The organism is Micromonospora sp. NPDC005257 (genome assembly GCF_042872445.1).
GTDB lineage: Bacteria > Actinomycetota > Actinomycetes > Mycobacteriales > Micromonosporaceae > Micromonospora.
In genome coordinates, this window is the sequence record NZ_JBIAKL010000004.1 from 82,906 (window position 1) to 109,047 (window position 26,142).

The 26,142-nt window shown below is 68.6% G+C and carries 19 protein-coding genes; 11 read left to right on the forward strand and 8 right to left on the reverse strand.

Annotated features, from left to right (window positions below; all coding sequences use genetic code 11):
• Positions 1-2: 2 nt before the first annotated feature.
• Entirely contained in the window at positions 3-518 is a 516-nt protein-coding gene (locus tag ACFYO8_RS10110) for a hypothetical protein (protein ID WP_387256985.1), read from the reverse strand.
• A 388-nt stretch (positions 519-906) separates the two neighbouring features.
• Between ACFYO8_RS10110 and ACFYO8_RS10115 the strand changes: the two genes are divergently transcribed.
• The 3 genes from ACFYO8_RS10115 to ACFYO8_RS10125 all read left to right on the forward strand — a co-directional run bounded on the left by ACFYO8_RS10115 (position 907) and on the right by ACFYO8_RS10125 (position 3,843).
• Positions 907-2,439: a hypothetical protein gene (locus tag ACFYO8_RS10115; protein WP_387256986.1), complete on the forward strand. Its 1,533-nt coding sequence runs from the start codon at positions 907-909 to the stop codon at positions 2,437-2,439.
• A gap of 138 nt (positions 2,440-2,577) precedes the next feature.
• Positions 2,578-3,507, forward strand: coding sequence for a hypothetical protein (locus ACFYO8_RS10120; RefSeq protein WP_387256987.1), 930 nt, complete (start codon positions 2,578-2,580; stop codon positions 3,505-3,507).
• 84 nt (positions 3,508-3,591) lie between these two features.
• Positions 3,592-3,843 (forward strand): hypothetical protein, encoded by a 252-nt coding sequence (locus ACFYO8_RS10125; protein WP_387256989.1) that lies wholly within the window; start codon positions 3,592-3,594, stop codon positions 3,841-3,843.
• Between the two features lie 87 nt (positions 3,844-3,930).
• Here ACFYO8_RS10125 and ACFYO8_RS10130 read toward each other — a convergent pair whose 3' ends face one another.
• Positions 3,931-5,274 (reverse strand): hypothetical protein, encoded by a 1,344-nt coding sequence (locus ACFYO8_RS10130; RefSeq protein WP_387256990.1) that lies wholly within the window; start codon positions 5,272-5,274, stop codon positions 3,931-3,933.
• Positions 5,275-5,903: 629 nt separating this feature from the next.
• Between ACFYO8_RS10130 and ACFYO8_RS10135 the strand changes: the two genes are divergently transcribed.
• Positions 5,904-6,890, forward strand: a complete 987-nt coding sequence (locus ACFYO8_RS10135) for a hypothetical protein (protein ID WP_387256991.1) — start codon at positions 5,904-5,906, stop codon at positions 6,888-6,890.
• A gap of 208 nt (positions 6,891-7,098) precedes the next feature.
• Here the strand turns inward: ACFYO8_RS10135 and ACFYO8_RS10140 are convergent, their stop codons facing one another.
• From ACFYO8_RS10140 to ACFYO8_RS10150, 3 genes are all read right to left on the reverse strand, one after another.
• Complete coding sequence (locus tag ACFYO8_RS10140; RefSeq protein WP_387256993.1) at positions 7,099-9,546, reverse strand: tetratricopeptide repeat protein; 2,448 nt, start codon at positions 9,544-9,546, stop codon at positions 7,099-7,101.
• Between the two features lie 1,001 nt (positions 9,547-10,547).
• Positions 10,548-11,657, reverse strand: a complete 1,110-nt coding sequence (locus ACFYO8_RS10145; RefSeq protein WP_387256995.1) for an XRE family transcriptional regulator — start codon at positions 11,655-11,657, stop codon at positions 10,548-10,550.
• The gene (locus ACFYO8_RS10150; RefSeq protein WP_387256996.1) at positions 11,654-12,352 is read right to left on the reverse strand and encodes a hypothetical protein; all 699 of its coding nucleotides are present in this window, start codon (positions 12,350-12,352) and stop codon (positions 11,654-11,656) included. The genes ACFYO8_RS10145 and ACFYO8_RS10150 overlap by 4 nt, the downstream gene beginning before the upstream one ends.
• A gap of 355 nt (positions 12,353-12,707) precedes the next feature.
• On the opposite strand from ACFYO8_RS10150, the gene ACFYO8_RS10155 reads away from it, so the two are divergent.
• The 5 genes from ACFYO8_RS10155 to ACFYO8_RS10175 all read left to right on the forward strand — a co-directional run bounded on the left by ACFYO8_RS10155 (position 12,708) and on the right by ACFYO8_RS10175 (position 22,612).
• Positions 12,708-13,823 (forward strand): DNA cytosine methyltransferase, encoded by a 1,116-nt coding sequence (locus ACFYO8_RS10155; protein ID WP_387257189.1) that lies wholly within the window; start codon positions 12,708-12,710, stop codon positions 13,821-13,823.
• A gap of 17 nt (positions 13,824-13,840) precedes the next feature.
• Positions 13,841-15,697 (forward strand): ATP-binding protein, encoded by a 1,857-nt coding sequence (locus tag ACFYO8_RS10160; protein WP_387256998.1) that lies wholly within the window; start codon positions 13,841-13,843, stop codon positions 15,695-15,697.
• A complete protein-coding gene (locus tag ACFYO8_RS10165; RefSeq protein WP_387256999.1) occupies positions 15,697-17,244 on the forward strand; it encodes a hypothetical protein in 1,548 nt (515 codons plus the stop codon). The genes ACFYO8_RS10160 and ACFYO8_RS10165 overlap by 1 nt, the downstream gene beginning before the upstream one ends.
• Positions 17,241-22,118 (forward strand): helicase HerA-like domain-containing protein, encoded by a 4,878-nt coding sequence (locus ACFYO8_RS10170; protein WP_387257001.1) that lies wholly within the window; start codon positions 17,241-17,243, stop codon positions 22,116-22,118. Before ACFYO8_RS10165 ends, ACFYO8_RS10170 begins: the two co-directional genes overlap by 4 nt.
• Positions 22,119-22,213: 95 nt before the next feature.
• Positions 22,214-22,612, forward strand: a complete 399-nt coding sequence (locus ACFYO8_RS10175) for a very short patch repair endonuclease (protein ID WP_387257190.1) — start codon at positions 22,214-22,216, stop codon at positions 22,610-22,612.
• A gap of 221 nt (positions 22,613-22,833) precedes the next feature.
• On the opposite strand, the gene ACFYO8_RS10180 is transcribed toward ACFYO8_RS10175, so the two are convergent.
• The 3 genes from ACFYO8_RS10180 to ACFYO8_RS10190 form a co-directional block, all read right to left on the reverse strand.
• On the reverse strand, positions 22,834-23,550 hold the full coding sequence (locus tag ACFYO8_RS10180; protein ID WP_387257002.1) for a prepilin peptidase: 717 nt from the start codon (positions 23,548-23,550) through the stop codon (positions 22,834-22,836).
• A gap of 30 nt (positions 23,551-23,580) precedes the next feature.
• Complete coding sequence (locus ACFYO8_RS10185; RefSeq protein WP_387257003.1) at positions 23,581-23,931, reverse strand: winged helix-turn-helix transcriptional regulator; 351 nt, start codon at positions 23,929-23,931, stop codon at positions 23,581-23,583.
• A 94-nt stretch (positions 23,932-24,025) separates the two neighbouring features.
• Positions 24,026-24,385 carry a hypothetical protein gene (locus tag ACFYO8_RS10190; protein WP_387257005.1) on the reverse strand — a complete coding sequence of 120 codons (360 nt, stop codon included), beginning with the start codon at positions 24,383-24,385 and terminating at the stop codon, positions 24,026-24,028.
• 342 nt (positions 24,386-24,727) lie between these two features.
• Between ACFYO8_RS10190 and ACFYO8_RS10195 the strand changes: the two genes are divergently transcribed.
• Both ACFYO8_RS10195 and ACFYO8_RS10200 read left to right on the forward strand, forming a co-directional pair.
• Positions 24,728-25,264 (forward strand): hypothetical protein, encoded by a 537-nt coding sequence (locus tag ACFYO8_RS10195; protein WP_387257006.1) that lies wholly within the window; start codon positions 24,728-24,730, stop codon positions 25,262-25,264.
• A complete protein-coding gene (locus ACFYO8_RS10200; RefSeq protein WP_387257009.1) occupies positions 25,258-26,124 on the forward strand; it encodes a hypothetical protein in 867 nt (288 codons plus the stop codon). The genes ACFYO8_RS10195 and ACFYO8_RS10200 overlap by 7 nt, the downstream gene beginning before the upstream one ends.
• Positions 26,125-26,142 lie beyond the last annotated feature (18 nt).

Here is a 26,142-nt window from a genome sequence, read left to right on the forward strand (position 1 = left end):
CGTCATGCGGGCTGCAGCGCCAGAGACGTCCCGCATGTCGGACAGGAAACACCGACCAGTGTGCAGTCGTTCGAGCACGGGCTCCAGTCCCGACAGCGGTGGCATTCCCTGTCTGGATCGTGCTGCATCATCGCCGAGCGCCTGCAGGTGTTGCAGATCCACCAACTGTCCGCCGGAGCCATGGGCTGCGGAACCGTCAGCAGGTGAAACGATCCCCGGACGGTGTAGTGGCGTCCGCCCGTCAGCTCGATCGACCCTTCGTGCAGGACGCCGGCTTCGTAGTCGGTGGTCCGTTGGGCGATCTCGGTCCTCTCGCGACGAACGGCTTCGACAGCCTGCGCAACGTCTTTACTGGAGATCATCCATCGGCCGGACACCTTGACTACCGGTACTCGCTGGCCGCCCATGAATACAGTTCCGTCTCGATGCGCCTGGTCGCGGTACCAGGAGTACGCGTTTCCGCCCCCGAAAATCGCTACGCCCTCGGTCAGCGGGATGAGATCAGGTAGCGCACTCATGATCCGCCCACTTCCCTTCATGTTCCTCGAAGCCAGCTGAGGCCACCAGCAAGGCCACGGTACGCCCGGCCACCGACAGGAGGCCGGGTCGGGACGAGAGCCTTTAGGGCTTCCGTCCGGGACGTCGGCTGTCGTTCGACGGCCGCTGGCAGCTCCCCGCATGACAGCGGCGCTCCGCCTTCACACGGCGATGAGCCAGGAGGCCGAGGTCGACGGCAGTCAGCACGCAGCCGCCCTGAATGAGCGGGTCTTGTGCTCCCCACAGGTGCGGTGCTGCCCTCGCAGGAAGAGGTGCAGCAGGCCGGTTCGGCCGCCTTGCCGGACCGGGCTGCCACATTACCGCCGTGTTCAGCTCCTTCGAGTACACCGTGCCCCTTACTGTCGGGTGGTGCAGCGATGGGATTCGCTCAATGAGCGGCAGCTCGACCTGCTTCGCCGGATCCACGGCGGCGATGACCTCAGCGGCCCGGACGGCGTCGAGTACCGCCGGTCGGCGCGCGCGCTCCAGGACCGGAACCTGGTGACGGTGACACGCAAGGCAGGGGTGTGGAGGGCGTGCTCGACCGACGCCGGTCGCTTCTACCTCGAGCATGGCCACCATCCCGATCATCCCGACCACCGCGCCTCTCTCCCGCGGTCCGAGACGCCGGCACCCGGCGACATCACCGGCGGCGCTTCGTCGGCGGACCTGCTGCGATCGGCTCGCGACCTGCTCGACCGCCTACAGCACGAGGGCGGCATGGTCCGTATCGAGAGTCCCGACAGCGGAACGCGGGCCCGGTACCGCCGGATCATTCACGCGTTCAAGCAGCAGGGACTTGTGCCATCGGGTCACCATCTGCGCCACACCGGCCGCGACGCCGGGGACATCGTCATCCGCCTGTACACCGATGCCGGTCCGGACGAGACCGACTGGAACCGGATCCGGCTCAACACCCGACGTGTCACCACCGACCCGCATCTGGCGTTCAGCGCTCTCGAAGCCGATCCGACCAACATCGCCGTCAGCCCGGACCTACTGCCCCGGGCGTTGCTGCTGATCCGGCAACTCGCCGGCGAGGCGGCCCGGCGTGGGCACCGGCTCGGGGTCAACACCAAGGCGAAACACCCGCGGGTGTTCCTCCAGGCCGGGCAGGTCCGACGCACGGTCACCCTGACCGAGGAACGCGACCAGGTCCCGCACGAACCCACCGCCGAGGAGCTGAAGGTGCTGCGCCTGCGGCCGTGGATGAAACCCGCGGAGTTCGACGTCGTCGACTCCGGCAGGCTCCGCTTGGAGATCGCCCGGGCCGGCCACGACAACCGGGACACCTGGACCGACACCGCACGCGTACGTCTGGAACAGCGCGTCGCGCAGATCATCCAAGGGTTCGAGGCTGGCGTCACCGCCGACGAACAGCAAAGGCGGGCGGCCGAGGCCGCGAGGGAGAAGGCCGAGGCCGAACACCGGCGGCGGCAGGAGGAAGCCGCGGCCGAGCGCAGACGGCAGGAGGAGGCCACCCTCGCCCGATGGCACGCCGCGATGGCCGACGCCCGCGTCCAGGCCGCGGACAAGATCCGCGCGGACACCTTCCGCAACGCCTACCAGGCGTGGACCACCGCAGCCGGCATCCGCGCGTTCTGTACCGCCCTTGAACAAGCGGCCGAGGGGCGGACCGGCGTCGGCGGGTACCTCGCCAGCTGGGTCGCGTGGGGCAGGGCCGCCACCGACCGGATCGACCCCATTCGCAATCCCCGCGTGCTAGCTGACATCGATTACAACCCCGAACCCGGACCCGACGATCTGCGCCCGTTCCTCGGTGACTGGAGCCCCCACGGACCACGCAAGGAGCACCGCCCTGATCACGACCGGCAGGCCCACGCCGGCATCCGCCGACAGGCCGAATCGTGGCACCACGGGCTGCTCGACCGCGGCGCCTGAAGTGCGTCCACCTCAACCTCCACCACCCTCCGGCCGGATGCGCACGAGCCTGCGCCGGGACCTGCCGCCATCGCGGCGCGAACCGCCAGCACGACCCGGTACCACGCAACAAGCGACGCTCACCCGAAGGACGGCTGGATGAGAATCGACCCCTCCCGCTTCACCGTCGGCGACGAATGGGCGTACCGGCAGTCGGACCAGACACCGTCCGAACGCGTCCGCATCCTGGCCGTCGAACCGAAGAAGACCAGCGCCCGCCTCGAGATCAGATTCCTCGACGACCCCGACGAACGGGTGGAGAAGGTCCCCGGATCGCGGCTGCGGGTGCCGTGGAACGAGGTCGGAACCTTCGACGCGCTGATGGCGAACTGGCAACGCATCGACGATCAGAGCCTCGATCACACCGAGGAAGCCTGCATCGAGGAGATCTTCGGCCTCCTGATCAGCGAAGACGTAGCCGAACTGCTCTGGTCCCCGGTGTCATGCGCCACCGACATCCACGACAGGGCCCGGCTGAGCGAGATCATCGACGGCCCGATCGACGACATCCTCGCCTCGGCTGAATGGTTCGACCACGACGGCGGGACCATCCTGTCACCGGCCGGCACCCTCCAACTGGTCGAGGCCACGTGCCGCGCCCACCCGGCCCAGGTCCTCGACCTCGTCATCGAGCAGGAAGCCCAGTCCCGCCACAAATGCAAGTTCGGCGACGAGCACCGCGTCGGCCGCGACAACCGGTCGACCTCACCGGAATGGGAGTACGACTGGTACCGCCGCCACGACCGGCCCCGTCACGAACTACTACGCCAGTGGTGCGGCCACCGGGCAGTCACCCACCACGAACGGTTCCTCGCCGCCGAAGCCGAAACCCACCGCCTCGACATCCTGATAACCGACCTCCTGAAGGCCCTGGACAACCTCGGCGAACACGAACAGGCCGCCCGGTTCGCCGAGGAACACGAACGCGACCGCATTACACCCCACACGATGCGCCCCGTCGTCGAACGTCCTCTACACCCCTCCGAGATACCCGTACGCGAGATCAGGGTCAGGCGCCGCTGGTGGTAAACAACCGTCGCACAAACGGTCCGATGTTCGGGTGCTTCTCGCCAAGCTTCAGTCCAGTCCACCGGCGCCCAGAAGGGGGTGGGGGTGGTGGTGGCCGCCAGCGGACGCCAGAGTGGTGCCGATAACTGCGCCAAGGCCCACGACATCGCGTGCGTAGGGCTGGTCGACAACGCCTGGACGTACATCTCACGTCACACCGTTGCGACGCCCCCACCCGCGCTCACCGGCGCGTACTCCGGCTACGCGATGACGCCCGAGGGCGAGGGAGAGTACGAGTTCACCCTGCTGACCGGCAGCGCCGAGAACAGACGCTCAGCGTTGATCACGACGGCCTAACCTTGTCTGACGGCGCCATTGCCATTTCGCGAGCCGATCCGATCCGCCGGGCGATGGCACCGAGCGAAACAGCTGGCGTCCGGGCAATCAGGCCCAGACTCTGGCCTCCCTGGCGAAGCACGGCCAGGGCCGCGTGCCGGCAGCGAACTCGCCGCTGAGCATCGCGGCGACCTGCTGGCTCCAGGTGCGGAGATCGATCAGCTCGAGCATCAGCTCCGCGATCGCGGCGAAGTTCAGGGATGTCGACCAGAGCCGGTTGCCCGACCGTACGGCGACGTTCAACAACGGCTTCGAGGGGTCCTCGGTGCCGTCGAGGCGTTGTAGCCAGGACGCTTCGACACCAGCCTTGGCCAGCGATTCGATGATCTTGTTCGGGTTCATGCAGACGGCGAAGAACATGCCGTCGGCGATGAGGCTGGCCGCGACCTCGGCTTTGATCGGGTAGATCGCCCAGGGTGGGCGCACGAGAGTACGACCGGCTTGGTCGATGCTCAGCAGTGTCAGCGTGTGCCCAGGGTCGTCGGCGCCGATGCGGCGGCGGACCCGGGCGAGTTCGGCGCTGAATCGGGTGCCGAACTCCTCAGCGGTGTACCGGCCGGCGGCGGTGAACTGACTGGCCGCCACGACCGCGCGGCCGGACGAGACCACGCCTCCGGCGATACCCGTCCGCGCATGCGCCAAGTCGAGGATGTCACGCAGGCCCGCCAGGTCGGTGCGGTAGTCGATGGTGGTGCGCACCGGTGCGTAGCCGCTGGGCAACTTGCCGGTCTCGTCGGCGAGGACCTGAGAGGTGTCGGCCAGCAGCCGCTCCTGGGCAGGAACTCGATACCGCTGGTTGGTCTTGATCTCGCGGAGCCAGGCCCAGCCGTCACGGTCGAGGACGGTGACGTCGCCGACACGGATGACGTTGGTCAGGTCGTGGTGCAGCACGAACTCTTGGCTCTCGCGCCACGCGGTCTCGATGACCTCCAGCTCTGCGGCCAGGCCGGTCTTGCCGTACATCGGGCCGGGGGCGTCGGCGCGCGACAGCGCCACGATGATGTTGCGCTGGTAGCCGAAGACTTTCCAGGCGAGTGCGTCCGCGATCGACTTGAGCTGGCGCCAGATCCGCTCGTAGACGTCGCTCTCCAATATCCAGGATTCCCGGTCGGTGCGGTCGAGGGCTGTGCCGAGTTCGGGTGCGTCAGCGGTGAGGTTGCTGTGCCTATCCAGTCGTTTGATCTGCCGGCTGATCGCGGAACGACGCTGCTCGGTGTCGAGGACCATGCCACGGAGCCGACTCTGGAAGTGGTACAACTCCTCGGCAGAGCGGCAGGCGCGTAATGTCCGGATCAGATCGATCAATGCGCGCAGGGTCTCCTGGTGCGCCGGATGCGTCAGGATGAGGTCGATCTGATCGCCGTCCGCACGATCCATCAACGTGGCGCGCACCGTGCCTCCTGCACTGCCGACGGGCTGGCATTCGCATCATCCGGACAGCTCACCGTATCGGCAAACGAGTTCGCCGCTGCGTAGCGCCGGCGGCACTGTGCTCGCGCCGGAAGCGACCCGCGGCCAGTGACATCACGGCGATGTCCAGAAGAGCGTCGACAGCGGCGAGCCTGTCGCGCCGCTATTGACGTCCGATGCGTTGCGGTGTGAGACTCCGCGGTCGTCGCCGCTTCCATAGGTGCTCGGGGAGTCGCGAGGGAGCTGTGTCAAGCGCTTCAAGTTGCCCACGCCCTCGGCTCGTCCTGCTCATCAACCAACGCTGACGAGCCGAGGGATCGGCCAACCCGAGGGTTGCCGTTGGGTCGTCGTGACAGGACGTGGTCGCGGCGAGCGGGGCTTCAGACACCGCCCGTGCCCTGCCAATGGTTGCCGGTGGGGGCTACGACAACGGCTGGGCACAGCATTATGGAACTGTCGTACCCGGCACTGAGCATGTACCTGTGCCTCTTCTCGCGATGGTCGATGGCGTACGGACGGTCAGCACGTTGCTGTCCGACGAGCAATGGCAGTCGCTACGGACGGACGTTCGGGCGGGCCGGTGTTCCGTGCGGCTGCCGCACTGTGGCGCTGTGGCGTACCTGCGCACGAGCAAGCTCGGTGTGCGGCATTTTGCGCACAGGGCAGCGAGCGACTGCGCGAGCCATCGAGTCGAAACCGGTCAGCACCTTTACGCCAAGAACATCATCGTGCAGGCCGCTCGAACAGCCGAGTGGGACGCCGAACCGGAGGCGCGCGGGAACGGTTGGGTCGCCGACGTTCTGGCCAGCAGGGGAACCAGCAAGTTCGCCTTCGAAGTCCAGTGGAGCGCGCAGACCGGGGACCAGTTCGAACACCGTCAGCACCGGTATGCCGCCGACGGCGTCCACGGCGTGTGGTTCACCCGGTACGAGCGCAGCGTCCCGCTTCCACGACGCGACCTGCCCGTGTTCCACACCGCCTTCGCTGCCGACAGCGTCACCACAGTCGTCAACGGCACCGCCCTGCCGTTGGCCGACGCCGTCATCGGCCTACTCACCGGCCGGATCGATTTTCGTACCCACGTGGCGACCGGCCAGCCGGCCATCACGCAGGTGTCCTGTTTCGAGTATCCCTGCTATCGGTGCAGTGGTGTCTCGCTGTTCTGGGAGGTGGAACGGGAGGTCATCGACGGACCGTGCGGAACGAGAGCCGAGACCCGCCATGCGTTGATCTGGGCACAGGACCGCCCGGAAGCCCGGCCCGACGTGCGTCGCCGCGTGGCGATGGAGGCGGATCGTGTGGGCGTGCCGCTCGCTAACCTCGGATCCCGCTACGTCGCGACCGCCAGAGGTTCCTACACCGCCTTCAGTTGCCCTTCCTGCAACGCCTTGTTTGGAGACTGGTACCTGCGGGAGTACGTGTTGGAAGCCCGAGCCGAGGACGCGTTCCTCCTCGTCACGTTTCCAGGCGGCGACGACCGGATCGAGCAACCACACTGGTGCCGCGATGCCGGGCAGGGCCAGTGCGTTGGCCCTGAGCAGGCGGCTGCCCACACCGGCGGGCCGGATCTCGTCCCAGCGGCGGACGATCATCGATGACAACTCGACCGAGGATCGAGCGGCTGGAAACGATCCGCCCGGCCTGCTGTTTTTGTACCCGCTGTGCTGCAACGGTCGTCGACATCCGATTAGCTATCTGCCTCTGAACGAACCGTGGCAGCGTAGACATTAGTGCCAGTCGAGCACAACCAATGCGCACAACGGCCTCCAGCTGAGGAGCCCGTATCCTTTGAATGAACAGCAGGCGTCAGGCCTCGCCTCTCCATTCCCGCAGAGCGCCAGCCGCCGCCACCGCGTTGGGGTGGTCATCGCCCAGCAGCCGAGTACTGTCGGCAGTCACTCTGGTGAGGAGATCAATCGCCTCGGCAGTGCGCCCCGCCTGCCGATAGGAGGCCGCCAGGTTTGCACGGGCGGTCAATGTGCTCGAGTGCTCCTCACCGAGGAGTCGCACGAAGTCGTCGACCACCTTCGTTAAGAGGTCGATCGCCTCGGCAGTGCGCCCCGCCCGCCGATAGGAGACAGCGAGATTCGTGCGGGCGATCAGGGTGCTCGGGTGCTCCTCACCGAGGAGTCGCACGAAGTCGTCGACCACCTTCGTTAAGAGGTCAATCGCCTCGGCAGTGCGCCCCGCCCGCCGATAGGAGACAGCGAGATTCGTGCGGGCGGCCAGCGTGTCCGGGTGCTCCTCACCGAGAAGGCGCGTCCGGCCGGCGGTCACCTTCTCCTCAATGGTGATCGCGTCGGCAGTGCGCCCCGCCTGCCGGTAGGAGCTAGCGAGGTTGGCGCGGGCGGCCAACGTATCGGGGTGCTCATCGCCGAGAAGGCCTGCGAAGTCGTCGACCACCTTCGTGAGGAGCTCAATCGCTTCGGCAGTGCGCCCCGCCTGCCGATAGGAGACAGCGAGGTTGGCACGGGCGCCCAGTGTGTCCGGGTGCTCGTCACCGAGTAGGCGCGCGCTGTCGGTGGCCACCTTCTCCTCAATGGTGATCGCCTCGGTAGTGCGCCCCGCCTGCCCATAAGAGGCGGCGAGGTTGGCACGGGCACTCAATGTGTGAGGGTGCTCATCACCGAGTAGCCGCACGTAGTCAGCGACTACCCTCTTGATGAGGATGATCGCCTCGGTAGTGCGCCCCGCCCGTCGATAGGAAGTCGCCAGGTTGGCATGCGCGGCCAGCGTGTCCGGGTGCTCCCCACCGAGAAGGCGTGCGCTGTCGGTGGCCACCTTCTCCTCAATGGTGATCGCCTCGGTAATGCGTCCCGCCTGCCCATAAGAGGCGGCGAGGTTGGCACGGGCGGTCAATGTGTTCGGATGCTCGTGACCGAGCAGCCGGAGCGCCTGTTCGGTCATGTGCTTCCAATAAGCGACGGCGGGCGTGTGCAGGCCGGCGCGTAGCAGGCTGATGCCAGCCCTGGACAACAGTGGGTGCCCGTGGGGTTGCCAGAGTAGATCGCCGGCGATGTCGGCCAGGGTGTTGGTGTTGGCGCGCAGCGCGTTGATGAGATCGGTGGTGGCGTGGTCGGCGTCTGGCCACAGTTGCAGCAGCGCGTCGGCGGTGGCGTGGGCGACCGATACGGAATCGGTGGTGGTTTCCCGGGTGGCGCGGGCGGTCAAAGCATGGATGCGCACGGCGCGAGTGGTGTCGGTGGGGGTGTGGATGAGCAGCCCGTAGCGGTGTAGCAGCCGCATCGCTTTCCACGCCTCGTCGGCGGTGACGGGCTCGCTGGTGTCATCCCGACCGTGGGTGGACAGGTATTCGGTGACCGCAAGGGTGGACCATAGTGCGTCGGGATGCCCTGCCGGGTCGGCCATGGCGGCCAGCGCTAGGGCGGGGCGGGCCAGCCCGACAGGTGCGGAAGCATCGGCGGCATCTAGAGCGAGCAGCAGGGTGACGGCCACGGGCCGCCCGTAGGCGTCGGGGTCTGCGCTGGCGGGCATGAGGTCTGGCAGCCGTTCACCACCACTCTTGTATCGGGCCAGGTAATTCGCACACCCCTCCTCCTGAGCGATCATGTAAGCGGCAGCGTGGGACAATGCCAGCGGTAGATGCCCCACCGCGGCGGCAAGGTTCGGGGCTTGGTCGTCGAGCAGGTGGGCGCACCCGACACTGGCAAGCCGGTCGGTCAGGTACATCAGCGACTCACTCGGGCTGTACACGTCGACGTCAGTCTTCCTCCGGCCGGAACTGACCAGGGTGGCATCCTGCAGGCGGGTCGTGGCCAGGGTCCAGCCGGTGGGCCGCTGCGGCGGCCACCAGCAGCCGAGTAGGGCCGGGTCAGTGATGTTGTCGAGGACGAACAGCCAGGTCCGCTCGGTGCTGTTCAGCCACTCGAGTAGCGCCGTCGCGTCAGCGGCCGGGTCAGCACCGTCGGCTCCGGGAACACCGGCCTTCGCCGCGGCGCGGGCGTAGGTAGTGATGACCTGATCAGGGCTGGCGGCATTGACCCATACCACCAGGTCCGTCGCGCGCCCGTTGATGGCGTCCCAGGCAAACCACGCCGCCAGCTGCGATTTACCTACCCCTCCGCCACCAGCCAATACCCGCGCGTTGCCGTCATGGTCTCGAGCCTGATGAGTCAAGACCACGTCATCACCGCAGCGGCGGGTGTTGAGGATCTTCTCCCGTAGGCCCTCCCTTGGCTGGAACGCCGATGCCAATGCCGGAGGCTGCCCCACCACCACCGGCCACAGCGGCACTGCAGGAGCCTGGTGCTGGTGGTACTCGGTCTTGACACCACCGAGAATGATGCCGGAGTTGGCTACACCACCCCTGTTCGCTCGCGCACTGCCGGAATCGGTAACGCTGGCCCTAGTAGGCTCCGCGTCCGCTGCGGCTCCGCTGGTGGCCATTACTGTGAGCCACGCTGGATGCCGGTGTTGGCAACTGAACCTGGCCCCTCAGCGGTCGCGTCCCCTGAACGGACCACCTGTGCCGACCGGTCCCTGGCGTCGGTCTCTGCTCCGGTGTTGGCTCGTCCACCAGCCTTGGCGATGGCCTTACCACTCTCTTCTACCCGGTCCGTATCGGGCACCGACACGCCTCCACTCTGCCGTGGTGGTAGTAGGTACGGAACTGCCAAAGCAACCAACGCCACGACCGCGCCGATGCTGCTGGCCGTCTTGTCGGCCTTGTCCAATCCAACTACGACCAGGTACACCACCACACCGGCAACGAGCACACCAAAGACAACCCGTCCCGCCCACACCCACTGCTGGCTCCGACGAGGCACCGCGGCCACCTCCTAGCGAATGAGCCCAGTCTACGGCTCATTCACGGATGGCGATCGCTCGATCGCAGTGCGAACGCTACTACGCCTCCCCTTCGACAACTAAATTCGCGGAGAACCCCTTCGTGACGGCTTCGAACGGACCGTCCTGGGAATCCTGGCCGCAGCGACCGCGGTCCTTCTTGCCATCGCCGTGGTGGATTCGACGGCCGCGAGCTGGCCAGTGGCGTCGAACGTCCTACTCCGGCATTCGGGAGGGACGCGTCCGGCCTGCGGCCTGTGCACGACCGGCCCTCGGCAGCGGATCATGGGCATGACACCCGCTCACCGGTCGTTTGCCCGGCTCCTCCGTTACTCGCCGCGCCGTCGGGAGGAGCACAGCTAAGTGCTCGGTTCGGTACGAGTTTACTGAGGAGGAAGACGTTGGCACGACGTCAGCCGTACACGTCAGGACTTCAGGCGGAGCACCGACTATGCCTCGACGTCGAGCCCCAGGGTGATTTCCGATCCTGCCGACACCACCGCTTGAAGCATGTCGGAGGACATGCCTGCCTGCTCTGCTACAGAAGTCACGGTGTGCTCCTGCTCGGCGAGGAGAGCGGCGGCTTTGCCGAGCAGTGAGGGCTGTTCGCGGTGTCCCAGGTCTGCTGGCTCGGGGTAGCCCCACTCGGCGAGCATGTTCATGGCCCGCCGGTATGTGTAGTCGCTGTAGATGCCCATGGCGTGGCCTCGGTAGACGAGCGCCTTGAGTGAGAGGCCCCAACGGCGTTTGGTTCGCTGGAGCTGCTCGAAGTCAAGTCGGGTGGGCAACTCGTCGCGGAGCTGGCGGCTCGGTGCGAGGAACTGCGACCCAAAGGCAGTCGCTTCTCGCTCGAGTATTTGGCTGCCGGGCTCGGCGTCGTGGTGCAGCAGCAGGTGAGCGAGTTCGTGGGCCACGTCCATCCGTGACCGCGCCTTGTCGTTCTTGCTCGGGCTGAGGAACACGAACGGCCGCGACCCGTACCAGTGGGAGAAGGCGTCAACCCGCTCGGAGACGTCTGGCAACGTGAGCACGACAACTCCGGCCGCCTCCAGCAGTCGAACCATGTGAGGCACGGGTTCGTCGCCCAGACCGAGGGCGTGGCGGGCGGCTACCGCCGCCGCTTCGAGGTCGCGGCTGGACGCTTCCTCTGGCAAGTCGATCGACGGCAGCCGCAGCACCGGCAGCTGTAGGTGCTGTTCGACAGCGTCAACGACACGCCATGCGATCTCGCCGAATGCGAGGGCCTGGTCCCGTTCGGCTTGTGTCGTAATGCGCAAGCTCCGGAAGTGCGCGTGACCCGCCATCACCGGCGCAGGAATGCCGGCGGCAAAGAACCGGACCGGGACGGCAAGAGCGAGCGCGAGGCGGGCCAGCGTCGCGGGCGACGGGCGGGACTGCGCCAGCTCGTACTGGCTCACTGCGGCAGCAGTCACCCCTACCTGGCGGGCCAGCTCCTTCTTGCGGATCCGTCGCCACCGGCGGGCGAGCGTCAGCGCGTGGGGCTGAAACGCTGCCGCTGCCAGCGCCGGTGCTTCTCCCCGTTCGCGGGTGGCCGTCACGCGAGCGCTGACAGCCGCACGCCGTCACCGCGCCGCTTCGGCCGGACCATGACCTCGAGCTCCGGGATCGGCGCCTCGCCGGGCAGCGCGGGACCTGGGATTGCAGGGCTGCCGCCCGTGGCCACCAGCACCGGGTTAGCCGGTTGGCCGATCCAGAGTTGCACCTCGAACCAGGGGGATCCCCCGTCGCGGTTGTCCCGCGGCAGTCCGAGGTAGGCGACCGCTTCGCCGGTGTCGAGGTCGCCCGCGTGCGCGACACGAACGTGGCGCCGGCGTGGAACCACACCGGTGAACGCCTCGGGGAACTGCTCGTCGTCGTCCAGTGCGAGTTGGCCGCCTCGACTGTTCTCGACGGCTCCGCCGAGCCGGGCTTCGCTGCCTTCCCAGCGGATCGACTCGACGCTCGCGCCGGTGCCGCCCTGGAGGGAGTAGAGCCGCACTATGTAGCCCGCGCAGAGGATCTCCAACGAGTTGTCCTCGATCCGGGCAGTGACGCCTGCCAGGCCGCCGAACTGCGCCGCTCCCAGGTTCGTCAGGTTGCGCCAGACCGTGGTACCGAAGCTCATAGCGTCGTCGCCCAGGTCTGGCTCGTGTCGGTCAGCTGCCCTCCGGTACACCTGCCGGATTAGGTCCGCGAGGGGAGTGAGCACGCCGTTCTTGCCGAGGGTTGCGACGGCTTCGCTCAGGTGATCCACGAACGGAAACATAGCAGGTACTTCAGTTGATGTTGTGAAAGTAAAGTCCGGGTCGCGAGTCGGGTGCTGCGGGACGCCACCCACGCCTGCTAGCCCAGCTGCGGCGCGGGCCTTCGCGGCCTTGTCCCTGATCGCAGCCCGACCGGCAGCGTGGGTGCGTATGATGCCTGCGGGTCGCCTGCCTCCTGTCGGAGGCTGCCGATAGGGTGCAACCCATGCTCAGGAAGACCCCGCGACACGCGACCTCGATACCGGTCGGCGAACACCGACGGATTACTGCAGGCCACGGACTTTCCGTCGGGTCGGGCGGCGGGCTCTGATGGCGCGGCCAGCTGGTCGCTACGCCGCGGTTTCCATGTTCTCCGGCTGCGGCGGTATGGACCTCGGCGCGGAGCAGACCAAGCGTGTGGGCGTCGTCTGGGCAAACGACATCGAGCCGTGGGCCGTCGAGACGTATCGGCGCAACCTGGGGCGGCACATCGTTGCCGAAGATATCGCGGAGCTCGACGTGCCAGACGTGCCCTGCGACATCCTGCTCGCCGGGCCGCCGTGCCAGGACTACTCCACCCTGTGGAACCACGACGGCCTGAAAACCGCGCGAGGCAACCTGTTCCGCCATGTCGCGCGGTTCCTGGACGGGCTGCGTCCGGCAGCCTTCGTGCTCGAGAACGTGCCGGGCCTCCTCTCCGCCAACCACGGGGCTGCGTGGACCCTCGTCCGGCACGCTCTGCGGTCGCCGTCGAGCTTCGTGAGCGGCCCGAGGAACGGGCCGGGTGTGCGGTACGACCTGTCGGCCCAGGTCATCGATATGGCAGACCTGGGCGTCCCGCAGCACCGCGAGCGCCTGATCGTCGTCGGGGTGCGCCGGGACCTGAAGGTTCGGCCGCCGATCATCCCGGAGCCCTACGCCGGGCGGCACGTGACAGTCGCCGACGCACTCGACACAAGTCCCATCCCGGACGACGCGCCGAACCACGAGCGCGGGCTCGACGGACCCGAGGTAGTCAAGCGGCTCGAGCTGATCCCGCCCGGGGCGAACTACGGCGTCATCCCCGAGGGGCACCCGTCTGCGGTCAAGGGGCTAATCAGCCACGTCTACCGGCGGCTGGACCCGGACAAGCCGGCCTACACCATGATCGCGGGCGGCGGCGGCGGCACGCACGGCTACCACCACGTCGAGCCGCGGCGGCTGAGCAACCGCGAGAAGGCGCGGCTGCAGGGCTTTCCCGACGACTTCGTCTTCGAGTACGGGACGGTGCGCAACCGGGCATCGGCGTACGCTCGCGTCCGCCGGCAGATCGGCAACGCTGTCCCGCCTCCGGCAGCGAAGGAGATCGTTGACGCGCTGACTCAGGTGCTGCTGTCAGCAGGCGTGCCGACCCGCAGGGCAGCCGAGCTGAACGCTCTACGCCGGCTGGCAGGACACACCACCCAACCTGAGCGCCAAGCCGAGAGGAAGGCAGCCGGCTAGTGACAGACCCCCGAGAAGTGTCGGACGAACTGCCCGCTGTCGCCGCCTTACGGTCGCTGTCGGTGTTTAGCGCCGACCAGGCCGGCGCTTACCGCGAACACTTCCAGCGCCTCGGCGAGGCGCTGGGCGCAGATGTCCCCACCCGCTTGGCTCAGTACGTCGCCACGTGGGCCGAGTCCGGGCAGGCTGGGGCCGTGGTGTTGACCGGCAACGCCGGCACGGGCAAGACCGCAGTGGCGGAGACGTACTCCCGCGCTGTCGGTGGCGACCTTCCCGAAGGCGACGACCTGTGCGAGGTTGCTTCGAGCCGCTGGGTAGTCAAGGACCTCTCGGGGCTTCCGGACGACGCGGCGCGGCGTTCGACGCTGCAGGCGGTCCTCACGGGCCTGGCGACAGGGTCCGGTCAGTATCTGGTGTGCGCGAACGAGGGCGTCCTGCGCGACGCGCTCGACACCCTCGACCACAAAGACCTCGCCACAGCCCTCGACCAGGCGCTGCGCAGCGGGGCGGCTGAGGTCGGCAAGCTGGTGGTGGTCAACGTCAACCGCCAGCGCCCGACCGCGCCTGGGCTGTGGGACGCCCTGCTCGACTTCCTCGTGCGGGAAGATCTGTGGTCCGGCTGCGCCGGCTGCCCGTTCGACCTCGGCAGCTGCCCCATGCGCAGCAACGCCGAAGCACTCCGGGACCCGCGGGTGCGCGAGCAGCTACGAACCCTGGTTCGTCTTGGCGCCGGCGAAGCGGTGCCGACGATCCGGGAGGTCCTGTCGGTGCTTGCCTGGGCCGTCGTCGGCGACCGGACGTGCAAGCACGTCAAGACAGCAACGCGGGACATGGAAAGGGCCGCCTTCACCGCCACCGACGGGTACTTCACCCGCGTCGTGGGCGGGGGCCTGACCCTCGATGCCATCGAGCGCTCGCCGCTGATGGCGGGGATGCGCACTGCCCAGCTGGGGCACGTCAGCGACCTGGAGATCGACGGCTGGCTGCGGGACACCACCGGAGCGCCCGACGTGGTTCGGCTGCTCGCCGGCGATCCTTCGCTGGTCGAGGACGGGCCCGACGGCAGCCTCGCCCTGGCTGGGAGCCGCTCGCCGCAGGACCGGGTGCGCACCAAGCAGGGGACCATGACGTTCCACCACCTGGGTGAGCTCGTCAGCACCAGCGAAGACCCGACGAAGGTAGACGACGGGTTGGACGCGCTCGTGTCCGGTGACCGGGACAGCAACGCGCCCGCTCAGGTGCTGTGGCGCCAGCGCCTCTATTTCGAGGCCAGCCAAGCGCTGGGCGGCGCCGACGTCGCGTCGAGGCGACTGCTGGGATACCGCTATGTTGCGGACCTCGTGCGCTTGGCGCAGAAGGCCGCCCGCAGTGAGGACGTCGTCATCGAAGTCTCGGAGGTGGTGCGTGGCCTGAACTTCCTCGTCACCGGGTTCTCCAGCCCTCACGAGGGGCTCGTCGTGCCGGACCCCGCGTGCCTGTTCGCCCGCGACCCCGGTTCTTTCCGACCAGCGAGGCCTTCGCTGGTGTACGGACTCGTCCCGCTGGAGCGGCTGTCTGTGCGGGTGCCCGACCGCGGGCTCGTGGAGCGGCTGCTGGATGTCGACCACGTCGACGTGGAGCTGGTCGTGGACAGCCGCGACGACCTGTCGCTGCGGATCCGCCCGAAGATGTACGAGGCCATCCGCGAGGCCGCCGACTTCCAGGGACCCGTCGGCCAGGGCGTCGCCGAGATGAACGACCTGCGCGGCTTCTACAGCCGGCTTGCCTCGGCGGAGGCCGCCGGCGACGCCATCCGCGTCGCCGATCCCGACTCCGACCCGCCGGCACTGGTGAAGGTCAACCTGCCGTACTTCACGACCTCTCGGAGGGCGTAGTGCTCCTCGACAACCGGAACCTCACCCCCGGCCGGGTCGCACAGGTGCTGTTCGGCTTGGACCCCGACCGCGACGAGCGGGCTCCGCAGCTGTGCGCGGAGACCCTGCTCACGCTTGCCCAGAACAGCTACCGCGCCCCGGCCAGCAGCGACGAGCTGCGCAGCCCCAAGCGGCAGCGGTTCGCCCTGCGAAGCTTGGCGCTCGCCACCAACTTCCTGGCAGGCCGGGAGGGGCGCGCGGGCGAGGACAACATGACGCCGAACCTGTACGGCAAGCTGCTCGCGTCGGGTTCCGATGTCCGCAACAGTGCCAATTTGGCGCTGGCCCAGAGCGCCCTGCAGGGGCTCGTCGACCCGGACACGCAGCGAGGCCAGCCGGGGGCGTGGCTGCTGCGGCCGTTCCACGAGTCGCTGCTGTGGTACGACGCGCGCAAGGCGCCGAGCCGACCTGACTGGACAGTGCGCAAGGTGTACATGCGCGGCAGCGGGATCACCCTCGCCCGCCTGCTGCTCGCGCCGACCGACCCGAAGGCGGCCGAGCAGGGAGCGCGTGCTGTCTCCGCCATCCGCGAGGCCCTGACGGGGCCGAGTCCGCTGGCCGACATCAGCCGCCGCCTGGAATCGGCACTGCAGACCGACGTGCCGTTCACCACCAAAACGCCGGACACCGAAGAGGACGAGAAGGCAGCTTGGGAGCGGGGCGAGGACGAGCTGCTGCAGCCGCTCGCGGCTAGCTTGTGTCGTCACGCCGAGGGGGTGATGTGCCAGGGCAGCGCCAGCGGGCCGGCCAAGCTCTGGCAGCTGCGCACCATTCTCGCGCTGGACCTGGCGGTACATGCCCTGAGGGTCGCCTGGGACGCCACATCGACACCCGAGGAAGACCGCTTCCTCCTGCTGAGCTTCGGCGGGGGGCCGCGGGCGCAGGACCGGGTCCGGCAGCGGTCGGAAGAGTCGTACCGGCGGGCCCGGATCCGGCTCAACGAGGCGACGATCTCCACGGTCGCCCGCATCATGCGCCAGCTGGTGGAGAGAAAGACCGTCGTGTGGGCCGACGAGTTCGAGAACCGGCGCAACAAGCTCGACGGAGAGAAGGGCCCCGACGGGCTGCTGCACCAGCTCACCAAGCTGACCGCCCGCAGCGCGGACGACGAGTACCTGCGGCTGGCGCGCACGTCGGTGGAGAGCGCGAACTACGGCCGGGCTGAGGACGGGTTCCGGGTTCTGCTGGAGTCGGTGGGGCTCGTTGCTGGGACCCGCTACCGCTACCTGACAGCTACGCCGGACTTGCTGGCTGCCCTCGTGGGCGCTCTGTCGAGCCGGATGCCGATGCCCAGCAACGAGTTCTTCGCAGCAGTGCGGCAGGAGTGGGGACTGGTGATCAACCAAGAGTCGGCAGCGTCGACGAGCCTGCGCGGCCAGGTCGACGGGGCCGGCCTCGAGCGCAACGCCCGCCGGGCCGAGAGGCTCATGAGCGAGGCGGGACTGGCGCTGAGCTTGTCCGACCGGACCACCGTTGTCGGCGAGCGCGCGCAGAGGCGGTCGATGTGAGTCAGCGGCTCGGCGGCGCACTGGCCGCACACATCAGAAACATGGGCGGAAGCTCCAAGTTCGTCCTAGTCGAGGGTGTCCCGACCAGCCTAGCTCTGGGCATGGCGGCGGCGTGGAGTGAGGGGCTCCCGCCGTTGGCCGTAGTGTCCGACTGCCCCCGCCGCTTCGGCGCCCACGCGCTGTCGGGCTCCGGGACGGGACTGCGCAACCGCTACCCGCAGGGCATCGTGCTGGTCCTGTGCGAAGGTCTGCAGGTCCCGGACCGCAGCGGCCTCAACTTGTTCGAGAACGTGTCGCCCGGCGTGCTCCTGGACTCCCCCGAAGGCTTGGTCACGATTGCCCGCCAAGAACCGGCCGCCAGCCTCGACGGCCCGGTGCGGGCGGTGCGAGAGGCTATCGCCCGGGTGGGCATCGCCCACAAGCCGAGCGCCGCGCAGGTAGCGGCATATTTCGACCTGGTCGCTGCCGGTGAAGACCCCCTGAAGAGCCTGCCCGCCCTGGGCGCCTTCGCCGACACCGCCACCGGCGAGAGGGTCGACGCCGACCGCATCGGCGACAACCTCGCCCTCGCCGCCCGCCGCACCAGCGACGACGTCCTGAGGCCCAGCGCCTACACGGAAATTCGCCGGCGCGCCGAGACGGTCCTCGGCCGACGGCCCAGGCTGCGCAACGAGCCGGCGGAGGCGAACGCCGTCGCGGCGGCCGTGATGACGATGCTGCAGTCCGGCAGCGAGCAGCTGCTCCAGGAGCTGGAGTTCGACGAGGCACGCGAGATCCTCGAACAGCGCACCAAGGACCTCGCCGACGTCGCGCTGCAGGCGCTGGCCGACTACCAGCGGCGGCACGAGGACGAGCGGGTTGCGCTGCTGCCCTGGCCTAGGTACCACTCGCGCGCAGAGGAACTGCGCCGCTCCGCTCAGCAGCGAGACGCCGCGCGGGACTTGCTCGACCTCGACGAAGCCCAAGCCCACGGCATCTTCGACAGGCCGACCAGGATCAAGCTCGAGAAGCTGCTGCGCGACAAGGCCATCAGCGGCAGCAACCCGTCCTGCCCCGAGAGCGCCCTGATTAAGGCGGTGCAGCAGCTCGGCGGTCCGCTGAAGCGCATCAGCCTCCTCAGCCCGAAGCCGTCGGCAGAAAACGCGAAGCCGAACCGCAGCGGCGCGGTGCGGTGCATCACCCTCGGTTGCGCGCGGCTGCGGCTGGGCGGGTTGATGCGCCGGCTCGAAAGCCGGGGTGTCGAAGTTGACGGCCTTCTCCTCCAGCCGGCCGACACCGACAAGACCGTCGAGGCTTCCTTCCACGACGCTGACCTCGCCTCGGGGGAACTCGCGCTGTTGCAGCTGCGGCTCCACGCCGCCGACGGCAGCACGGTCCAAGTCGACTGGCGGCCCGACCTCGACGACGCCGCACTGCTGCGCGCCGCGCTGCTATTCGCTGAGGAGACCGCCCTCACCCTGGTGGCGACCGACGAGCCGACCCTCTCGTCGTTTTGCAGCAACGAGGCACCGAGTCCGCAGCCCGTTTCGAATGAACTGAAGCCGCTCGCGCACGAGCTGCGCGAGCTCGCGCAGCTGTCGCTGCAGGAAGGGCTCAGCCCTCAGCCCCTGCGCAGGTGGGCTACCAGCTGGGCTGCCGCCGGCAACGACAAGGCACCCGGCGCGGAGGCCGAGGTGGCAGAGGCACTCTCGCTGGCGGGGGCGGTCGAGGGCCCGGCCCACTGCGTGGCTCTCACCGGCTTCGCGCCACTGAAGGCCGAGTGGCTCGCCCAGTACCTCGACGCGCTGTGGTCCCTGCTCGACGCGGCTGACGCAAGCGACGACAAGCCTGTCGCCGCGACGGCCGCTGGAATCGCCCGCACGACAGCCTCGCACCACCCCGCCCACGTTCGCGCGCGCCTGCGGGACAAAGCCATGCTGCCCACCAGCGAAGGGCGGCTCTGGAGCCTCTACGGCGGGGCCAACACCCGCGACGAAAGCGGCTACGCTGGCGCGGCGTTGACCTCGGTCGTGGTCCGGCTGCTTTCGCTGCAGCCTGAGGCAGCCGGGCACCTGCGCTGCCTGGCCTACGGGCCCGGCGCCGCCGACCTGCTCGTCTCGCAGGCAGTCAAGCTGATCGGCCGCAAGACCGGCCGCGGCACCGTCGCTAAGGTCGAGGTGTTCTGCGTCGGGGAGGAGCCGACCGACAGGCCGCACTGGCAGACCCTCGCACGTGCGGACGAAGAGCTGCGCGACAGCCGCGACGTGCTGGAGCTGCGCTACCTCGACAGCCTCGCCCGGGCCCGCGAGGTCCTGCAGCAGCCGGGTTCGCCGAACCCGGCAGTGCACCTCGCGCTGGTGACCGGAATCAGCGACGGCGGGAACCGGCTGCAGATCGAGTTCCCCGAAGTGCCCGCACCGCGGGAGGACTCTGAAGTCCTCTTCGCTCCCCGGACCTCGCAGCGGCCTGGGAAGGAGCGGCGCATGCTGCTGATGCCGCCCGCTACGACGCGTGCCGGCATCACGTGGTTGAAGCTGCAGGCGGCTGTGGACGAATCCTGGCCGGAGGAAGGCGAGAAGATCCCGGTGCCGGAGGTCCGCACCGGGGCCATGGACATCGCCGAGCAGCTTCGGGAGGTCCACGACCTCGCGCTCTGGGTAGCCACCCTCGACCGCTACGCCACCCGCGACAGCCTCGAGCAGGCCCTCGGCGCCCACCGCATCGCCATCCTGCACCAGGAGCGCCGACTCGGTGGCGACAGCCCGCTGTCGCTGGTGCTAAGTCAGAAGTCGGGTGGCCCGGCAGACCGCGCCATCGGCCGCAGCCTGCGTGCAGCCAACATCGTCGCCGACCGGGACGTCGCCTTCAACGTAGGAACTGACCTCCGCAAGGTTGCGAGCCAGGGCTACGGCATCCTGGCCCTCGAGGCCGCCACCAGCGGCACGGGCATCAATGAACTGGTCGGCCACGTCGTGGCATTCTCGCTGCTTGCCCGCACGACCACCCCTTGGCCTCTGCCGCCGGGGTGCCGCGTCCTGCTCGTCAGCCTCGACGAATACCGGCACTGGTTCCCCAGCCGCCGCGCGGACCTCCTCGCAATCGCACTCGACCCCTCCGAGGAAGGGGTCCATGTCGCGGCCATCGAGGTGAAGGCCAGGCGCAGCGACGAAACCGACGCCGCTGCCGGTGCTCTCGACCAGCTCAACCAGACGCTCGCGGCCACTAGGTGGGCCGCCTACCCCGAGCCCGGGTCCATCCACAGCCGCCTGTGGCTTAACCGCATCGCGGAGGCCGCCTACTCGGTGGCACGGGAGTCGCGCTTCAAGCTCGACGCCGAAGAACTGGCGGCGCTTGAGGCGTTCCGAACCGGCACGGGGACCCTGGAGTGGGCGGGCGTCGGCCTGGTTTTCGGCCCCAACGTCGAAGAGTTCGACAGGTACTACCCGAGGGAGGTGGCCAGCGACATCGTCCCGGTGGTGCTGCACAGCATCAAACTCACCGAAAACCTGCTGCTCGAAGCCGCGCAGGTGCGCATCACGGACCTGAGGACCGTCGAAGCCGAGCGCCCGCCTCTCAAGGGCGGACGGACGCGGCGCAGGCCCGAGGCCAAGCCCGCAGAACAGGCGCAGCCGCCGGCCGACACAACCAGAGACGCTGACGTCCCCGGGCCTGCCCGGCCCGCGCCAAGCGAGACGGCCGCGCCGCCGAACCCTCAAAGTACTGAGCCGCAGCAGGCCCGCACCTCCGAGCCGAGCGCGACCGAGGAGCCGCGCAGGCCCACGCAGCCGACTACGTCCGCCACGGAACCGGTCCCGTTCCGCGCCCCGGTCCTGGGCTGGGACGCCACCACGGGCGAGGAGGTGCGCTGGCACCCGGCCGGCCCCGAGCAGGGAGTGCTCCAGAACGGCCACGTGGAGGTGTGGGGCAGCTCGGGTATGGGCAAGACGCAGTTCACAATGAGCCTACTCGCGCAGCTCGCCCACCACAGCGGGAGTAAGTTCGGCATCGCCGACTTCAAGAACGACTACAGCGACGAGACCGGCTTCCCCCACCTGGCCGGCGCGAAGTTCCTCGACCTGTGGAACGACGGCGCGCCGTACAACCCCCTCGCCTTGGGCGAGTTCAGTGAGCGCGCGGTCAACACCGCCGTCATCGAACTGCGCGATACCGTCGAAGTCGCCACTAAGTCGTTCACCAGAATGGGCGTGAGGCAGCGGGCGAAGCTGGAGAAGGCGCTGCGCAGTGCCTACGCCGTCGGGCGGGCAGAAGGACGGTGGCCGACGCTCCGGCTCCTCGACGACGAACTCGACGCTGACCTGTCCGGAGTGATCGGCGACCTGACCCACAACGAACTGTTCCGCGACGGGCCTCCGCTCGGGGAAGTCATCGACCACAACGTCGTCTTCGGGCTGAGCCGGATCCCCGGCAACGGCCAAACTACCGTCCTAGCCGCCGGGTTCATCCTGTCAGCCCTGTTGCTGCGAGTGCAGTCCCTGCCGCCCGTACCGAACTCCGTCCGGTACGTCACCGTAGTCGACGAGGCCCACCGAGTCGCGGCCTTCAAGGCCATCGATACCATGATCCGCGAAGGCCGCTCGAAGGGCCTTGGCGTCGTGCTCGCCACTCAGCAGCCGGGGGACCTGCCCGACGTCGTCGCCACCAACGCCCAGACCAAGGTGTGCTTCCGCCTTCCGGACGCCACGGTCGCAGCCGCAGCCGCCCGAAAGCTCAACCCGAACGACTCGCGCCTGGCCGAGCAGATTCGGACCCTGGGCAAGGGAGAAGCCCTGGTCAGTTTCGGCGGGACCAAGCCCCGGCTGCTGCGCATGGCCCAGGCATACCGCGACCGCCGCGAACTCGGACTTCCCGGCGAGGAGGCCGCAACCGGGCAATGAAGAAGCACCAAGGGCGCCCTGCCACCGCGAACCGGACGCCCCGGAACGACACGGCCGCGCACTCCTGGGCAAGCAGCCCAGGGGTGCGCGGCCGTATGCAGCGGCAGCGGACTCGCGACACCCAGCCCGAGATTGCGATACGACGCCTGCTGCACGCCACCGGACTGCGCTACCGAGTCGACGTCGCACCCACACGATCGCTCCGTCGTCGCGCTGACATCGTCTTCGGCCCAGCCCGAGTCGCCGTCTTCGTCGATGGATGCTTCTGGCACGGGTGCCCACAGCACGGAAGCAGGAAGACCAAGTCCAACACCGACTACTGGTCGGAAAAAGTCGCACGGAACCAGGCCCGAGACATCGCCACCGACGGTCTCCTAACTAACGACGGCTGGCTTGTCATCCGCGTGTGGGAGCACGAGGACCCTCGGGAAGCCGCCGAGCGGATCGCCAGCAGCGTGCACAAGCGGCGACGGTCGGGCAGCCGCCAGTCTTAGCCCGGTCTCCTCGCGGACGTAGGTGAGCCGATACGGCACCGCTTCGAGCACCGCCCAAGCGGGACAGGACGGGACTGTCACACAGCGACGCCGCCGCAGGGCAGTGATAGGAAGAGCTTTGGCTCCGCCATGGCCAACACCGCGAACTTGCCGTCGTCAGGGCGCCGGCGGCCCGCTCTATACGTACGGAGCACGCGCAACACACGCTGTATCGGCCGTGATCAGCTGCTGACCATAGCAGCTATCAGTGCCCCGCCGACCAGATAGGGGCCGAAGGCGATGGTGTGCACGCGGCGCAGCGCCAGGCGCGCCAGTGCTTCGGGAGCGGCGAGCAGGAAGGGCAGCAGGCCGCCGAGGAACACCGCCGGCCAGCCGGCAGCGCCTAATGCCGCGCCGAGCAGCGCGGCCAGCCGCACGTCACCCAGACCCATCCCGCTGCCCGCCACAATGACCAAAGTCAGGTACAGGCCGCCGAGCGCCGCCGCGGCGAGCACGGCGGTGACCAACGTGTGGGCCTGGCCCGTGGTCGCTGCCTGGCTGGCCAGTACGACCCCGACGGCTATGGCGGCGGCGCTGATCGCGGGGGTGGGCAGCCTGCGGACCGCGACGTCGACGGCGGCTAGCAGCACGCCGGTGTGCATCACTACCAGCCATACCGCCAGCAGAGGCAGGCCGCCGGGGACGTCGCGCAGCATCCAGGCCAGGCCGGCGGAGGCAACAGCCAGCCCGATGCCACACAACTCCGAGACGGCCACCAGCATGAGCGCGCTCCTGACGGGCCCGCAGAGGGGTGCCGAGGTGCCGCTTACGCCCGCCCGGGACGGTGGTAGGTCCATGCTGGCCTGCGGCTTGGCCACCAGCCAGATGTACGCGTGTGGCAGCACCAAACCGGCGAGGGCGCCGCCGGAGAGCGCCAGCCCCAGCACCGTGGGATTCATCGGCCGTTGCCATTGTGGGGCGAGATGGGCCTACGCCGCTCCCGCGTCCGCACCGGTTGGTTGGGCATAGCCGTCGCGATAGGTGTCCGACCAGCGGCGCATCTCGCGCATGAACGACGAGAGCAGCGGCAGCAGGTGCGTGCCGGCGGCAGTCAAGGAGTAGGTGCCGGCACCCGCGTCGTCGGCATGGTGCACCAGGCCGCCGTCGCGTAGGCGGCGCAGGGCATCGTTGAGCGACTTGGAGCTCGGTGCCGGTTGGATCTCGCGCAGCAGCTCCGAGAATCGCATCGGCCGTTGACCGAGTGCCGTGAGGATCTCCAGGGTCCACCGCTGGGCACACAGCCTGATTGCTTCGTGCACAACGTGAAGGTCGTCGTCCATCCGCCTCCCCTCCCCGTCAAGGTCGGCCAGAGGACGAGTCTAGGGGATCGACTGCTCTACGTGAACATTGAATTCACGTTGAGTCAGGTGGAGATCATCGAGGCATCGGGTCACGTCGCTGAAAAGCTGGTGCGCCGGCAAGGTGGCGGCAGCCTTCCGCAAGCGCATTCAGGGCGTCCGCCAGAGCGTTCCCCATAGTGGACAGGCGATAGGCGCCCGTGGTGGCGACCACGTCCCAACTGCCGTGCGGTTCACGCCGCAGAAGTCCGGTCGCCGCGAGCCAGCACAGGTCGGCCCGTAGCGCCTCGCGGGAGGCTTCGTCCACGCCACCGAGGTCACCGACAGTGGCAGCAATGCAGTCACGCAACGTCACGAGAGTCGCGATGGCTGCGGGCCGACTGGCGAGCTCCGCAGCGAGGTCGGCGGGCTGAGGACCCTCGGCGGTGCGGCTCATAATGCGCGCTCCCTTGAGATTTTTGAGGATTCTAAGGCCTTCGATCCCTGCGGGCATAGTGTCGCGAACCCGACACCGACCGATCGTATTGCACCGAAAGACTCGCATTCTCGATAACCCCGAGGTGAGTACCTGACGGTAATCACCGGCAGGTAAGCACGTTGCGGTAACCGTGGGGGCCGGGTGTAGAGGTGGGTTCAGGCATCCGTGCGTGCAACTTCCACGACAGCGGGGCGGGCCCGCGTCGCTGTCGCCAGGAACCATCAGGAGGCAGGGCGGCAGATGACGAGCCGTAACAGACAGCGAACTTCCACCGTTCGATCGCGAGGCCGCCGCTCTCGCGTGGCGGGCTCGGCGATCGGCCTGTGCCTGGCCGTCGGCACCGGAGCGTGCGACGCCGGGAACACTGGGCAAGAAACCTCTCCCACCACCTCCGTCACTGTTCCCGCGCCTAGCCAGGATCCGCGCGGCGCCGCCCAAGGCGCAGCGCTGGATGCGTACCGCGGCATGTGGGCCGCGTACGCGAAGGCCGGCCTCACCGCCAACCCCGACGAGCCTGACCTCAGCAGGTTCGCCGGCCACGGCGCGCTGAAGACGTTGCGCAACGGCCTGGTCAGCTACCGGAGCAAAAATCAGGTACTCAAGGGCAAATACCTCCTGAACCCACAGGTGGCCGAGGTCGCGCTTACCGCCTCGCCCGCGACGGTGACGGTCACTGACTGCATCGACGACAGCGCCTTCCTGGTCTACAACCTGGCGGGTGAGCCGATCAACGACGTGCCCGGGGGCCGGCGGAGTGCGCGGGCCACGGTCACGAACCTCGCGGCCGGCGGCTGGAAGGTCACCAGCTTCGGCGTCCAGGACGTGGGGTCGTGCTGATGCGTCGCGCCGTCCAGTCCTTGATCGCCGCGGGCGCGGCAGCGGTCGTGCTGGCATCCGGAAGCCCGGCACATGCCGACGGCGGCATCGGCGGGGTCAGCTGCACGCAGAACCCGTCGGCTCCCGAATGCGAAATCAACGCCGGCACCCCCGGTGGCCCTGGCGGCTCCAGCGGCGGCAGCCAGGGCGGCGGCCGTTCCGGTGACGGCTCGGGTGGCGGCGGCGAGGACGGCTGCTACTGGGCGCCGGTCGATCTGGGTCTTCCGCCCCCGCCGGGCAAGGGCCCAGAGGGGGGTTGGTATTCGCGGACTTGCGTAGCCAGCGGGCTCGGGTCGCAGGACGTGCCGGTGTGGCTGGACCAGGCGCCGACGGTGAACCTGGCGGCGCTGGCGCAGGCGGCGCGTTCTCGGCTGCGCCTGCCCTCGCCGCAGATTCACACGAATCCCACCACCGCGCCGTTCGTGCTGGTGCAGGTGCCGGTCTGGCTGTGGGTGGACCCGGCCACGTGGGGTGCCCGTTCGGCGACCGCGTCGGTGCCAGGGGTGTCGGTCACCGCCACCGCGACGCCAACGCAGGTGGTGTGGTCCTTCGGCGACGGCAGCGAGGATCTAACGTGCACTGGTCCGGGCAAGCCGTGGGAGTCGGGAACCGACCCGCGGGCGTCCTCGCCGTGTGGGCACACCTATACCTCCTCGTCCGCTGCCGCGGCGGGGGCGGCGTTCCGGCTGCGGGCGACGGTGACGTGGTCGGTCACCTGGTCTGGCGCCGGTAGTGGGGGCACTCTCGCCCCGCTCACGACGACTTCGACGGTGTCCGTGCGGGTGGCGGAGTCCCAGGCGATCGTCGGAGGTACCCGGTGAGCGTCACCACGGACCGTC